This window comes from Kitasatospora sp. NPDC004240 (genome assembly GCF_053603215.1).
This window is the reverse complement of the sequence record NZ_JBSGFD010000009.1, coordinates 38,523-51,832: the sequence shown is the minus strand read 5'-3', so window position 1 is coordinate 51,832 and position 13,310 is coordinate 38,523. Positions and strand designations below refer to the sequence as shown.

The following is a 13,310-nucleotide window of genomic DNA, read 5'->3' as shown; positions in this document are numbered from 1 at the left end:
CGCGGCGTTGGGCGCCCGGCTGGGCGTGCCGGCGGATCGTCCTCGTACTGGTCGTACTCGGGCGATTCGCCGGTGCGTCCAGGTGGGGGTACCCCCGGCCGGAGGCTGGGGGAGGATGCCCGGCGTCGCGCGCCCGGTGGGAATTATGAGACACGGCCCAGCACCGGTTCGGCACCGGAGGGGGACCAGAGCACGTGCAGCCCGTTGACGATCCCTGGGTGATGACGCTCGGACAGCCGCCCGGGGCCGGGGGCGTCCGGCTGTTCTGCATCCCCTACGCCGGCGGCAATCCGGAGCTCTTCCGGGCCTGGGGCGACCTGCTGGACCCCGGTGTCGAGCTGCTCGCCGTCCGTCTGCCCGGCCGGGGCAGGCGGCTCGCCGAACGGCCGTACGACGATTGGAAGACGCTGGTGGCGGACGCCTTCGCGGCGCTCGCGCCGTACCTGGACCGCCCGCACGCCTTCTACGGGCACAGCTTCGGCGGCCGGCTGGGCTACGAGCTGGCCCGGCTGGCCGCCGAGGAACGCCCGGGGCTGACCCGGCGGCTGTTCGTCAGCGGCTGCCGCAGCCCGCGGTGGCCGCAACTGCGGCCGTTCATGCACGAGTTGCCTCGCGAGGGGTTCCTGGAGGAGCTGCGCAGGATGGGCGGAACCCCGCCGGAGATACTCGACCACCCGGGCCTGATGCGGCTGTTGCTTCCGGTCATCCACGGCGAGATCCGGCTCGCCGAGCTCTGGGAGGACGTGCACGGCACACCGGCCGAGGTGCCGATCACCGCGATGTACGGCGAGCGGGACCGGATCGACGGCGAGGCCGCGACCCTGGGCTGGGCGGAGGTCGGCGGGCCGGGCAGCGAGGTGCTCCGCCTGCCGGGCGGGCACTTCTTCCTGGAGACCCACCGGCAGGACCTGCTGGACGTGCTCAACTCACGGCTGGGACAGTGGAGATGACGCCCACAACGAAGATCTCGGAAAGCGCGGGTACCGCGGCGCTGGCCGCGAGCCCACGGGCGCTGGCCGCGCACCGGGTGCTCAACGCCACCACGGTGCCGTACCCCGAACGGGCCTCCATCGGCGAGCTGTTCGAGCGGGCCGCCGGGCGGCACCCCGGGCGGATCGCCGTGGTGCACCGCGAGCGGCGGATCACGTACCGCGAACTCAACGGCGCCGCCAATGCGTTGGCTGCCCGGCTGCTGGCCGAGGGGGTACGCCCCGGCGACACGGTGGCCGTGGCGGTGGCCCGCTCACCGGAGCTGATCACGGCCCTGCTCGCGGTGGTCAAGTGCGGGGCCGCGTACCTGCCGGTCGACCCGGCCTGGCCGGACGGACGGCTGAACGACCTGCTGGAGCGGACCGGTGCCACGGTGGCACTGAGTGACCGGCCCGCCGAGCTCGGCGCCCGGCTCGCCCCCTGCCGGGTACTGCCCCCGGAGGGCGAGGACGGACCGGGTGCCGACGCGCCCGGCCGTGACGGGCCGGCCGGCAACCCCGGCATCCCGGTCCCGCCGGACGCGATCGCCTACGTCAACTTCACTTCCGGCTCCACCGGCCGCCCCAAGGGCGTGCCCATCGAGCACCGCTCCGTCGCCCGCCTGGTGTTCGGCGCCCGTTACGCCCGGCTGGACGCGGACGCCGTACTGCTCCAGCTCGCCCCGGCGCACTTCGACGCCGCCACCTTCGAGGTGTGGGGCGCGCTGCTGCACGGCGGCACCTGTGTGCTCCACCCGTCCGCCTTCGTGCGGCTCTCCGAGCTGCGCCGGGTGCTGCGGGAGCACCGGGTGTCCGTGCTGTTCCTGACCACCGCCCTGTTCAACACCGTGATCGACGAGGCCCCGGAGACGCTCGCGGGGGTCACCACCGTGCTGACCGGCGGCGAGGCCCACTCGCTGCGGCACATCGCCGCCGCGCTGCGCCGTCTGGGCCCGGACCGGCTGGTCAGCGTCTACGGGCCGACGGAGGCGACCACCTTCGCCACCTACCACCCGGTCCGCGAGCTGCGGCCGGAGGAGACCGCGCTGCCGATCGGCCGGCCGATCCAGAACACCCGCGCCTACCTGGTCGAGGGCGGCCGGCTCTGCGAGCCGGGCGAGACCGGGGAGGTCCTGCTCGCCGGCCCCGGCCTCTCGCCGGGCTACCTGGGCCTGCCGCGGGCCACGGCGGAGCGTTTCCTCACCCGGCTGGTCGACGGGGTGCCGGAGCGGCTGTACCGCACCGGCGACCGGGCGTATCTGGACGAGGGCGGGCGGCTGGTGTTCCAGGGGCGGCTGGACGACCAGGTGAAGATCAACGGCCACCGGATCGAACTCGGCGAGGTCGCCCACCACCTCGACCGGCACCCGGCCGTCCGGCAGGGCTACGTGACCGCGACCGACGGCGCGGCGGGCGAGCGCCGACTGGTGGCCTTCGTGGTCCCGCTGGACGGGAGTTGCAGCCCGGAGGGAGTACGCGAGTTCCTGGCGGCCCGGCTGCCCGGGTACCTCGTTCCGGCGGAGATTCGCCTGTGTACCGCCTTCCCGCTCTCCGCCACCGGTAAGGTCGACCGCCGAACCCTGCTATCTTCCCTACGAGACAACGGATCTGACGCACAGTGAGCGGAATCAGCAAGCGCGCCCAGCAGTTCCAGGACATCCTCCACGAGCACGGCCACCACGACCTCACCGTGGTCGAGCTGCCCGACTCCACCCGGACCGCCGACGACGCCGCCAAGGCGCTCGGTTGCAGCAAGGCCCAGATCGTGAAGTCGCTGGTGTTCCGCCAGGTCGAGACCGACCGGCCGGTGATGGTGCTGGCCAGCGGGCCCAACCGGGTCGACGAGAAGGCCATCGGGCGACTGGTGGGCGGCGAGATCGCCAAGGCCGACGCCGAGTTCGTCAAGCGGGTCACCGGCTTCACCATCGGCGGTGTGCCGCCGCTCGGGCACAAGGAGAAGCTGACCCTCTTCGTCGACCAGGACCTGCTGACCTTCGAGGAGACCTGGGCCGCCGCCGGCACGCCCAACGCGGTGTTCCGGATCCCCGGCGAGATCACCGCACTGCTGCCCGAGCACACGGTGGTCCCCCTCACATGACGGGCCACGCGCCCGCGCCCCACGGCCCCGCACCCGGTGAGGCCGACCCCGACCCCGGGTTCCGCGCCGAGGTGCGGGCGCACCTGGCCGCCGCGGTCCTCCCCCACGCGGAGGAGTGGGAGCGCGCCGGGCGGATCCCCGCCGAGGGCTGGCGGGAGCTGGGGCGGCGGGGCCTGCTGGCCCTCGACCACGCGGGTCCGGGGTTCCTGCGCAGCGCGGTGCTGCTGGAGGAGCTGGGGCGCACGGGTTACGCGGGGATCCGGGCCGCGGTCGGCGTGCACGCCTACATGGCCCGCTCCTACCTGGAACTGTTCGCCACCGACGGGCAGCGGGCGGCCCTGCTGCCCGGGGTGCTGAGCGGGGAGCGGATCGCCGCGCTGGCGATCACCGAGGACGGCGCCGGCACCGATCTGCGCCACCTCGCCACCCGGGCGCGGGCCACCGACGACGGCGGGTACCGGGTGGACGGCGTCAAGCAGCACATCGCCAACGGCTCCGCGGCCGACCTGCTGGTGACCCTGGTCCGGACGAAGGAGCCGGCCGCCGCCCGTGGGCTGGGCGGGGTGAGCCTGCTGCTGGTGGACGCCGGCGCGCCGGGGGTGACCCGGGAACCGCTGGGCACCCTGGGCTGGCGCGCCGCCGACGTCTGCCGGGTCGCCCTGGAGGACGTCCCGGTGCCGCCGGGCCGGGTGCTCGGCCGCCCGCACCAGGCGTTCCCGCTGCTCATGCGGGCGCTGGACTTCGAGCGGCTGGCGGCCGGGCTGCTGGCGCTCGGCGGGGTGCGGCACTGCCTGGACCTGCTGCACCGCTTCGTCCACGGGCACCACGTCCGGGACGCGCCGCTCGGTGACCGCCAGGCCGTGCGCCACCGGCTGGCGGACCTCACCGCCGAGGCGGAGCTGGTCCGGCACTACGCCCACCACGCCGCCCGGCTGCACGCCCGGGGCGGGCTGGACACCCGGACGGCCGCGATCCTCAAGCTGCGGGCCACCGAACTCGCCGTCACGGCGGCGCAGACCTGTCTGCGGTTCCACGGCGCCCGCGGGTACCTGGACGACGCCACCGCCGCCCGCCTTTACCGCGACGCGATGGCTGGCACGATCGCCGCCGGCGCCAGCGAGCTGATGCGGGACCTGATCTTCGAGGAGACACCGCGCCTGCCGTAAGGCCACGCCCGCCGTAGGCCGCGCCTGCCGTGAAATCCTGACGGTGGCTCAGCCGGTCTTCGGCGTACGGGGCGTGGGGCCCGCGTCGGGGTAGTGGTGGCGGATGTGCTCCAACAGCCGTTCGTCGTGGCTTCGGACGTCCCAGCTGGTGCTGTCGAACTCCTGGAACACCACGACCAGCTCGTCCCCGGCGTAGCCGTGGAAGTCGGCGTCGACGTGCCGGAGATGGGCGGCGGAGGTGGCCAGCAGGTCGAGGGTGGCGATCCGCCCGTCGGGCGGGGTGGCCGGAGCGACCCCGGGCGGTGGATCGTACTGGCGCACCTGCCAGGTGAGGCCGAGGCCGAACCCGCCCAGCAGGACGAGGAGTTCGGCCAGGGTGACGTATCTGCGACGGGCCGGTCCACCGGGACGCAGCGGCTCGTCCCGCCAGGCCGCGAATGTGATCGACTGCATGACGCCCGCTGCCTCGGTCACCTGTGTGAACTCCGTTCGCCGTGAGCGGCCCGCGCCGCTGACGCGGTCATTGTGTTACTCATCCCGTTCGGACGGTAACGATATTGCCGTACGACCGCCCGCACGGCCGCTGCGGCACCCCCGTCACGCCCGGCGCCCCGCCGGGGGCGTCGGTGGGGCGCCGGTCCGGAGCGCGGAGGGCCGCCGCGATCGGGCCGTGGATCTCGTCCGTGTGCACCTCGCCGCCACCGGCGGGCCGGTCGAGGACGAGTCCGTCAACGCAGGCGAGCAGGGACGGCGTGCGCCCCTCAGGATCGTGCACGCCCCGCTCGGCCGGGGAGGCGCGCACGAGGTCGCGGCCCGCGTTCTCACGCGGGACGCGGATCTCCCGCCGGCCCGGCCGCGCACCCTCCCGGCCCCGCCACTTGACCGCGAGAGTGGTTAGGCGCCATATTACTTCCATGACCCAGCGCCCCACCCCCGACCCCGGCTCCACCGCGCCCAGCCTCGACCAGGCCCGGCGGCAGATCGACCGCTACGGCCTGAGCGCCGACCCCCAGGCGGTGCTGGTCGCGGTGCGGCTGATGGCGGCCGGTGCCCGACTGGGGCAGGCCGGGGAGACGCACTTCGCCCGGTTCGGGCTGTCCACCGGGCGCTACCGGCTGCTGGCCGACCTGGAGGACCACGGCGGCGAGAAGGCGCCGTCCCAGCTGGCCGCCAGCCTCGGCGTGTCGCGGGCCACGGTGACCGGACTGGTCGACGGCCTGGAGCGGGACGGCCTGGTCGCCCGGCGGCCGTCGGCCGAGGACGGCCGGGGCAATGTGGTCGTCCTGACCGCGCGCGGCGCGCAGCGACTGCGGGACATGGCGCCCGAGCACTACCAGCGGCTGCAGGCGATGGTCGGCGGCCTCTCGGTCGAGGAGCGCGGGGTCTTCCTGGACCTGCTGGCCCGGGTGGTCGCGGGCATGGACGCCCTGACCGCCGACTGACCCGCGCCCCGAGCGCCCCGGCGCCCCGGCGGGCCGTCCGACGGCCCGCCTTTTTCACACCCCGATAGTTAGCCAGCTAATCACTGACCCGAGAGGAACCCCATGGCCCAGAAGTCCGGGAAGCGGCGCCGCGACGGCACCGCCCCTCCCCCGTTCGCCCTGTGGCGGGAGGTCGCGGCCGCGTACGTGATGCCGACGCTGATGGCCGGCACCGCCGGGCTGGTCACCCGGCAGCCGGAGCTGACCATCGCCGCCGCCACCTCCATCGGCGGCACCTCCGCGGTGGTCGCCGCGCTCGTCGGCGGCCGGCTGCGCCGACGTCCCGCCGGCCGGCCGTGGAGCCGACGGGTGCCGCGGGCCGTCCTGGCGGTCGGGCTCGCCCTGCCGGCCGCCGCGACCGCGCTGGCGGCGGGCCTGACCGCGAGCCGGTGGCTGCCCCTGCTGCCGGCCCTGGCCGACAGCGCCTGGCCCACCCGGCTGCCGATCGACCTCCCGCTCTCCGCCACGATCGCCACCGTCCTGATCACCCTGCGCTGGCGCGGCACCCACCACCCCGGGGACACCCTCCCGTCGGACACCCCGCCGGACCGCACCGCCCCCGGGACCACAACGCCGGAGGCCGTCACGCCGGCGGCCATGACGCCCGAGGCCGTCACGCCCGGAACCACCCTCCCCGAGACCACCCTCCCCGAGACCACCAGGAGCACACGATGATCGTCGTCATGGGCGCGACCGGCGCCACCGGAAGCGCGCTGCTGAACCGGCTGACCGAGCTGGGCGTGCCCTGCCGCGCGCTGAGCCGCGACCCCGGCCGGCTGGCCGCCGCGCTCGACCGGCCCGGCGGGCCCTCCCGGGCGCTGGTCGAGGTCGGGACCGCCGACGCGGCCGTACCCGCCTCGCTGGTCGACGCCTTCGCCGGGGCCCGGCAGCTGTTCCTCACCATGGCCAACGGGCCGCACCAGGTGGAGCACGAGCTCCGGGCGATCGACCTGGCGGTGCGCAGCGGGGTCGAGCACATCGTGAAGGTCTCCGCGCCGGCCGCCGAGCCGGACTCGCCGGTCGCCGTCTCGCGCGGCCACCACCGGGTGGAGCGGCACCTGCGCTCGTCCGGGGTCACGGCGACCGTGCTGCGCCCGTACGCCTTCATGCAGAAGCTGCTGCTGCTGGCGCCGGGGATCGCCGGGCCGGGCCTGATCCACGGGGCGATGGGCGACGCGCCGTGCAACTACGTCGACTGCCGGGACATCGGCGACGTCGCGGCGGCCGCGCTCACCCGGGCCGAGGTCGCGGGCGGGACGTACCCGCTGACCGGCGGGCGGGCCTACAGCCACCCGCAGCTCGCGGCGCTGTTCACGGAGCTGCTGGGGCGCCCGGTCCGGTACCTCGACCTTGCGCCGGAGGAGCTGCACGCGCACCTGGTGCGGCGGGCGGGCATGCCGGACTGGCTGGCGGCCCACGTGGTGGAGATCCAGCGGCTCGCGGTGATCCGGCCGGAGGTGCCGGACGACACGGTGGAGCGGCTGCTCGGGCGGGCCCCGCGCGGCCTGGAGGCCTTCCTCGCCGAGCACCGGGAGAGCTTCCGCTGATCCCCGAGACCCCGGGTGGCGGGCCCGTACGAGGGGTTCGCCACCCGGAGGGAGTAGTATTCGGTGTGGCGTGGATCACTGACCCGATCCGGGTCTGACGGTCCGTCAAATCGACTGACGGTCCGTCACTTCCGACAGAAACTCCCTCAGTTACCACCTGACAAGTAGTCAGATTCGGTCATTCGAGAACGAGTTGGGTGGAGTGTCGGGCATTTCCCCCGGCAGGGCCGGGACTACCATCGATCGGGTTGTCCGCTCCGGCCCCGGAGTGGGGTCACCCGGTCGGGCCAGTCGGCCCGGCGTCGTGCGCGTGCTCCCACCGCCCCAGGGACCGGAGAACCGGAAGGGACGGGGCGAGGAACAGGAGCGCACGGGCTGCCATGGCGGAGACACCGGGCACGACAGGCACACCGGAGATCATCGGGACACCGGGCACCACGGACGGGCCGGCGGCGGCCGTCGCCGACCGTCCACGGCCGGCCCACGGTGAGCCACCCCTCGGTGAGCCGCCCCACGGCGGCCCCGCGCCCGCAGCGCCACCCCACAGCGACCCCGAGCAGGCCCCCGACGCCCCTGAGGCCCCCGGGGCGCCCAAGGCCTCCAAGACCCCCGAGGCCCCCGCGCAGAGCCCCGTACAGAGCCCCGCGCAGGCCACCGGGCCCGGTGACCTCGCCCTGTTCCCCGGCCGGCCCGCGCACGCGCCGCGCACCCTGGCCGACGTCCTGGACGCCACCGTCCGCGCCCACCCCGGCGAGCCCGCCCTCGACGACGGGCGCGTCCGGCTCAGCTACCGCGCGCTGGCCGCCGAGGTCGAGCAGCTGCGCCGCCGGCTGGCCGCCGCCGGCATCGGCGCCGGCGACCGGGTGGGCGTGCGCGTCCCCTCCGGCACCAACGACCTGTACGTGGCGATCCTGGCCGTGCTCGCGGCCGGCGCCGCCTACGTCCCCGTCGACGCGGAGGACCCCGACGAGCGCGCCGAGCTGGTCTTCGGCGAGGCCGAGGTGGCCGCCGTGCTCGGCGCCGGCCTGGCGCTGACCGTCACCGCCGACCGGGACGCGCCGGCGCCCGCGCGCCGCCCCACGCCCGCCGACGACGCGTGGATCATCTTCACCTCCGGCTCCACCGGCCGCCCCAAGGGCGTGGCCGTCACCCACCGCAACGCCGCCGCCTTCGTGGACGCCGAGGCCGCGCTGTTCCTCCAGGACGAGCCGATCGGCCCCGGTGACCGGGTGATGGCCGGACTCTCGGTCGCCTTCGACGCCTCCTGCGAGGAGATGTGGCTGGCCTGGCGCCACGGCGCCTGTCTGGTGCCCGTCCCCCGCTCCCAGGTCCGCGGCGGCGCCGACCTCGGCCCCTGGCTGGCCGAGCAGGAGATCACCGTGGTCTCCACCGTGCCGACGCTGGCCGCGCTGTGGCCGGCCGAGGCGCTGAACGAGGTCCGGCTGCTGATCTTCGGCGGCGAGGCCTGCCCGCCCGAGCTGGTGCAGCGGCTGGTCACCGAGGGCCGCGAGGTCTGGAACACGTACGGGCCCACCGAGGCGACCGTGGTGGCCTGCGCCGCGCTGATGACCGGGGACGGCCCGGTGCGGATCGGGCTGCCGCTGGACGGCTGGGACCTCGCCGTGGTCGACGAGGCCGGCCGTCCGGTCGCGCCCGGCGGCACCGGCCAGCTGGTGATCGGCGGGGTGGGCCTGGCCCGCTACCTCGACCCGGTCAAGGACGCCGAGAAGTACGCGCCGCTGGAGTCGCTGGGCTGGGAGCGCGCCTACCGCTCGGGCGACCTGGTCCAGGCCGACCCCGAGGGCCTGCTGTTCCTCGGCCGGACCGACGAGCAGATCAAGCTCGGCGGGCGCCGGATCGAACTCGGCGAGGTGGACGCGGCGCTCCAGGCGCTGCCCGGTGTGGCCGGCGCGGCCGCCGCGGTGCGCACCGCCCGCGGCGGCAACCAGCTGCTGGTCGGCTACCTGGTGGTCAAGGACGGCTGGGACCGCGAGCAGTCCGTGGAGCGGCTGCGCGAGGCGCTGCCGGCCGCGCTGGTGCCGCTGCTGACGACCGTGGAGACCCTGCCCACCCGGACCTCCGGCAAGGTGGACCGGGCCGCGCTGCCCTGGCCGCTGCCGGAGCTGGAGAACACCGGCCCCGCCGAGGAGCTGTACGGCACCGAGGCCTGGCTGGCCGAGCAGTGGCACGAGATCCTCGGCGTGCCGGTGAGCGGCCCGCGCGACGACTTCTTCGCGGTCGGCGGCGGCAGCCTGGCCGCCGCCCGGCTCACCACGCTGCTGCGCACCCGCTACCCGAACGTCGCCGTGCTGGACATCTACCAGCAGCCGACACTGCGCAAGCTCGCCCGCCACCTGGAGCGGACGGCGAGCGGCCCCGCCGAGGCGCGGACGGTCACCCTGGTGCCGACCCGGGCCGAACTGCTGCAGCTGCTCATGCTGCCGCCGCTGTTCGCCGTGGTCGGGCTGCGCTGGACGGTGGCCGTGCTGGCGCTCGGCAACCTGCTCGCGCGGTTCGGCGGGTACGACTGGGCGCCGACCGCGTCCTGGTGGGCGGTCGGGGCGGGCGCGCTGGCGCTGTACACCCCGGCGGGCCGCCTCGCGATCGCGGCCGGCGGCGCCCGGCTGCTGCTGCGCGGCCTGCGGCCGGGCAGCCACCCTCGCGGTGGCTCCACGCACCTGCGGCTGTGGGCGGCCGAGCGGCTGTCCGAGCTGAGCGGCGCCACCGAGCTGTCCGGGGCCTGGCTGGTGCGCTACGCGCGGGCGCTGGGCTGCAAGGTCGGCCCGGAGGTCGACCTGCACTCGCTGCCGCCGGTGACCGGCATGCTCAAGCTGGGCCGGGGCTGCGCGGTGGAGGCCGAGGTGGACCTCTGCGGCTACTGGCTGGACGGCGACCGGCTGGAGGTCGGCCAGGTCAAGGTCGGCCCCGGCGCGGTGGTCGGCACCCGCTCCACCCTGCTGCCCGGGGCCCGGGTCGGCAAGGGGGCCCAGGTGGTGCCCGGCTCCAGCGTCACCGGGCAGGTGCCCACCGGCCAGCGCTGGGGCGGCGCCCCGGCGGTCAAGCTGGGCCGGGCCGAGCGGTCCTGGCCCAAGGAACGCCCGCGTCGCCGGGCCCGCTGGGCCGCGCTGTACGGCGCGAGCGGCGCGGCGCTGAGCCTGCTGCCGGTGCCGCCCGCGCTGGCCGCCCTGGCGGTGCTCTCCCGGACGGTCGACGCGGGCGGGAGCCTCGGCGCGACCCTGGGCGGCGCCCTGCTCGGCCTGGTGCCGGCCACCCTGGCCTTCGGCGCGGTGTACGCGGCGCAGCTGGTGGTCGCGGTACGGCTGCTGAGCCTGGGCCTGACGCCGGGCACGCACCCGCTGCACGGGCGGGTCGGCTGGCAGGCCTGGACGGTCACCCAGCTGATGGACCGGGCCCGGGAGGTGCTGTTCCCGCTGTACGCGGGCCTGGTCACGCCGCTGTGGCTGCGGGCGCTCGGGATGCGGGTGGGCCGCGGCGCGGAGGTGTCCACGGTGCTGGCGCTGCCGAGCCTGACCACGGTCGGCGACGGGGCGTTCCTGGCGGACGACACCCTGATCGCCCCGTACGAGCTGGGCGGCGGCTGGGTGCGGCTCGGCGAGGCGAAGGTCGGCGAGCGGGCGTTCCTCGGGAACTCGGGGATGACCGCGCCGGGGCGGGCGGTCCCGGCCCGGGGCCTGGTCGGGGTGCTGTCGGCGACGCCGAAGAAGGCGAAGAAGGGCGGTTCGTACCTGGGCATGCCGCCGGTGCGGCTGCCGCGCTCGGCCGACAAGGCGGACCAGAGCCTCACGTACGACCCGCCGGCCCGGCTGCTGTGGGCGCGCGGGCTGGTGGAGGCGGCGCGGATCGTCCCGGTGCTGGCCTCGGCGGCGCTCGGGCTGCTGACCCTGACGGGTCTGGCGTGGCTGGCCGTGACCTGGTCGGTCTGGGCGGCGGCGCTGCTGTCGGGGCCGCTGCTGCTGGCCGCGGGCGCGGTGGCGTGCCTGGTCGCGGTGGCCGCGAAGTGGCTGCTGGTGGGCCGGTTCCGGGCGGTGGAGCACCCGCTGTGGAGCTCCTTCGTGTGGCGCAACGAGCTGGCGGACACCTTCGTGGAGGTGCTGGCGGTGCCGTGGCTGATCGGCCGGGTGCCGGGCACGCCGGTGCTGAACCTGTGGCTGCGGGCGCTGGGGGCGAAGGTCGGGCGCGGGGTCTGGTGCGAGAGCTACTGGCTGCCGGAGGCCGATCTGGTCACGCTGGGTGACGGAGTGTCGGTCAACCGGGGCTGTGTCGTGCAGACCCACCTCTTCCATGATCGGATCATGCGGATGGATACTGTCGTCCTCCGCGAGGGCGCCACCCTGGGGCCCGGCGGCATCGTGCTGCCCGGCAGTACGGTGGGTGCGCGCAGCACGCTGGGCCCGGCCTCGCTGGTGATGCGCGCCGAGTCCGTCCCCGCGGACACGAGGTGGCTGGGCAACCCCATCGAGGTCTGGCAGACCACCTCGTGACCCTCCCCACGCCGTCTGGAGCGCACGACCCGTTGAAGCCCAAGCACGACCCGGCCCGGGTCAAGGCCGCCCCGGCGGCCCCCGCCGCGCCGGACCCGTACTTCCCCCAGAGCGGTGACCCCCGCTACCGGGTGCACCGCTACGAGCTGGCCCTCGACTACCGGCCCGGCCCCAACCGGCTGGGCGGCACCGCACGGCTCAGCGCGGTGGCCGTGGTGGCGCTGCCGGAGTTCGCGCTGGACCTCGCCGAGTTCCGGATCGGCCGGGTGCTGGTCGACGGCAAGGCCGCCCACTACACCCACCGGGCCGGCAAGCTGCGGATCCGCCCGGTCAAGGCGCTGCCGGCCGGCGCGGCCTTCACCGTCGAGGTGCACTACACCGGCAACCCGAAGCCGGTGCGCAGCCCCTGGGGCGGCCTGGGCTGGGAGGAGCTCACGGACGGGGCGCTGGTGGCCAGCCAGCCGGTCGGCGCGCCGTCCTGGTTCCCGTGCAACGACCGGCCGGCCGACAAGGCGACCTACCAGATAGCGGTCACCACGCCGTCGCCGTACACGGTGGTGGTCGGCGGCCGGCTGCTCACCCGTACCACCCGGGCGTCCAGCACCACCTGGGTGTACGAGCAGCCGGCGCCGACCTCGCCGTACCTGGTCACGGTGTCGATCGGCCCGTACCGGGCGGTGCGGCTCGCCGAGCGGCCGGCGGTGCCGCAGACCGCGTACCTGCCGGAGCGGCTGGCGGGCGACGCCGCCGACTTCGGGCGGCAGCCGCAGATGATGGCGTACTTCGAGCACCTCTTCGGCGCGTACCCGTTCGGCGAGTACGCCGTGGTGGTGGCGGACGAGGAGCTGGACGTCCCGGTGGAGGCGCAGGGGGTGGCCACCTTCGGGATCAACCACCTGGGCGGCGGCTGGGAGAACGAGCGGCTGATCGCGCACGAGCTGGCCCACCAGTGGTTCGGCAACAGCCTGACGATCGCCGACTGGCGGCACATCTGGCTCAACGAGGGCCTCGCCAAGTACGCGGAGTGGCTCTGGTCGGAGCGCAGCGGCGGCGCCACCGCGGCGGCCCGCGCGGCCGGGGCGCACGCCCTGCTGTCGCGGCTGCCGCAGGACCTGCGGCTGGCCGACCCGGGCCGCAAGCTGATGTTCGACGACCGGCTGTACCAGCGCGGGGGCCTGGTGCTGCACGCGCTGCGCCGGACGGTCGGCGAGGAGCCGTTCTTCCGCCTGCTGCGGGACTGGGCCACCCTGAACCGGCACGGCGTGGTCTCCACGGCCGACTTCACCGCGCACGCGGCCCGCTACGCCTCGGGGTCGCTGGAGCCGCTGTTCGACGCCTGGCTGCGGCAGCCGGCCCTGCCGGCGCTCCCGCCGTCCTCGCCGCTCCCGCCGCCCCCGCCGTTCCCGCCGTTCCCGCCGTCCGCGCAGGCATCAGCACCGCGAGCGAGCGCCGCAGCACCTCCCGCAGGTCGGCCGGCGCCACCACCGCGTCCACCAGGCCGCGCTCGGCCAGCGTCTCGGCCCGCTGGACGTCCGGCGGCAGCTCCAC

The 13,310-nt window shown here is 75.6% G+C and carries 9 protein-coding genes and 1 pseudogene; 9 read left to right on the top strand and 1 reads right to left on the bottom strand.

Features of this window, described 5'->3' with window-relative positions:
* Positions 1 to 221 precede the first annotated feature (221 nt).
* The 4 genes from ACWEQL_RS04525 to ACWEQL_RS04510 are packed head-to-tail and all read left to right on the top strand — an operon-like array spanning position 222 to position 4,232.
* On the top strand, positions 222 to 950 hold the full coding sequence (locus tag ACWEQL_RS04525; RefSeq protein ID WP_452148696.1) for a thioesterase II family protein: 729 nt from the start codon (positions 222 to 224) through the stop codon (positions 948 to 950).
* The gene (locus tag ACWEQL_RS04520) at positions 947 to 2,590 is read left to right on the top strand and encodes an amino acid adenylation domain-containing protein (protein WP_452148666.1); all 1,644 of its coding nucleotides are present in this window, start codon (positions 947 to 949) and stop codon (positions 2,588 to 2,590) included. The genes ACWEQL_RS04525 and ACWEQL_RS04520 overlap by 4 nt, the downstream gene beginning before the upstream one ends.
* On the top strand, positions 2,587 to 3,066 hold the full coding sequence (locus ACWEQL_RS04515; protein WP_452148665.1) for a YbaK/EbsC family protein: 480 nt from the start codon (positions 2,587 to 2,589) through the stop codon (positions 3,064 to 3,066). Before ACWEQL_RS04520 ends, ACWEQL_RS04515 begins: the two co-directional genes overlap by 4 nt.
* Positions 3,063 to 4,232 (top strand): acyl-CoA dehydrogenase family protein, encoded by a 1,170-nt coding sequence (locus ACWEQL_RS04510; RefSeq protein ID WP_452148664.1) that lies wholly within the window; start codon positions 3,063 to 3,065, stop codon positions 4,230 to 4,232. The genes ACWEQL_RS04515 and ACWEQL_RS04510 overlap by 4 nt, the downstream gene beginning before the upstream one ends.
* A gap of 48 nt (positions 4,233 to 4,280) precedes the next feature.
* Here the strand turns inward: ACWEQL_RS04510 and ACWEQL_RS04505 are convergent, their stop codons facing one another.
* Complete coding sequence (locus ACWEQL_RS04505) at positions 4,281 to 4,706, bottom strand: hypothetical protein (protein WP_452148663.1); 426 nt, start codon at positions 4,704 to 4,706, stop codon at positions 4,281 to 4,283.
* Positions 4,707 to 5,146: 440 nt separating this feature from the next.
* Between ACWEQL_RS04505 and ACWEQL_RS04500 the strand changes: the two genes are divergently transcribed.
* From ACWEQL_RS04500 to ACWEQL_RS04480, 5 genes and pseudogenes are all read left to right on the top strand, one after another.
* Complete coding sequence (locus tag ACWEQL_RS04500) at positions 5,147 to 5,674, top strand: MarR family winged helix-turn-helix transcriptional regulator (RefSeq protein ID WP_452148662.1); 528 nt, start codon at positions 5,147 to 5,149, stop codon at positions 5,672 to 5,674.
* Positions 5,675 to 5,776: 102 nt separating this feature from the next.
* Positions 5,777 to 6,388 (top strand): hypothetical protein, encoded by a 612-nt coding sequence (locus tag ACWEQL_RS04495; protein ID WP_452148661.1) that lies wholly within the window; start codon positions 5,777 to 5,779, stop codon positions 6,386 to 6,388.
* A complete protein-coding gene (locus ACWEQL_RS04490) occupies positions 6,385 to 7,260 on the top strand; it encodes an NmrA family NAD(P)-binding protein (protein WP_452148660.1) in 876 nt (291 codons plus the stop codon). Before ACWEQL_RS04495 ends, ACWEQL_RS04490 begins: the two co-directional genes overlap by 4 nt.
* A gap of 380 nt (positions 7,261 to 7,640) precedes the next feature.
* A complete protein-coding gene (locus ACWEQL_RS04485) occupies positions 7,641 to 11,762 on the top strand; it encodes a Pls/PosA family non-ribosomal peptide synthetase (RefSeq protein ID WP_452148659.1) in 4,122 nt (1,373 codons plus the stop codon).
* Positions 11,763 to 11,794: 32 nt separating this feature from the next.
* Positions 11,795 to 13,171, top strand: a pseudogene (locus ACWEQL_RS04480) (M1 family metallopeptidase); the annotation flags it as partial.
* Positions 13,172 to 13,310: the final 139 nt, after the last annotated feature.

What these genes read in the sequence shown, in the direction of transcription:
- ACWEQL_RS04525 (WP_452148696.1), top strand. Translation starts at nt 222, where the DNA reads ATGACGCTCGGACAGCCGCCCGGGGCCGGGGGCGTCCGGCTGTTCTGC.
- ACWEQL_RS04520 (WP_452148666.1), top strand. Translation starts at nt 947, where the DNA reads ATGACGCCCACAACGAAGATCTCGGAAAGCGCGGGTACCGCGGCGCTG.
- ACWEQL_RS04510 (WP_452148664.1), top strand. Translation starts at nt 3,063, where the DNA reads ATGACGGGCCACGCGCCCGCGCCCCACGGCCCCGCACCCGGTGAGGCC.
- ACWEQL_RS04500 (WP_452148662.1), top strand. Translation starts at nt 5,147, where the DNA reads ATGACCCAGCGCCCCACCCCCGACCCCGGCTCCACCGCGCCCAGCCTC.
- ACWEQL_RS04495 (WP_452148661.1), top strand. Translation starts at nt 5,777, where the DNA reads ATGGCCCAGAAGTCCGGGAAGCGGCGCCGCGACGGCACCGCCCCTCCC.
- ACWEQL_RS04490 (WP_452148660.1), top strand. Translation starts at nt 6,385, where the DNA reads ATGATCGTCGTCATGGGCGCGACCGGCGCCACCGGAAGCGCGCTGCTG.
- ACWEQL_RS04485 (WP_452148659.1), top strand. Translation starts at nt 7,641, where the DNA reads ATGGCGGAGACACCGGGCACGACAGGCACACCGGAGATCATCGGGACA.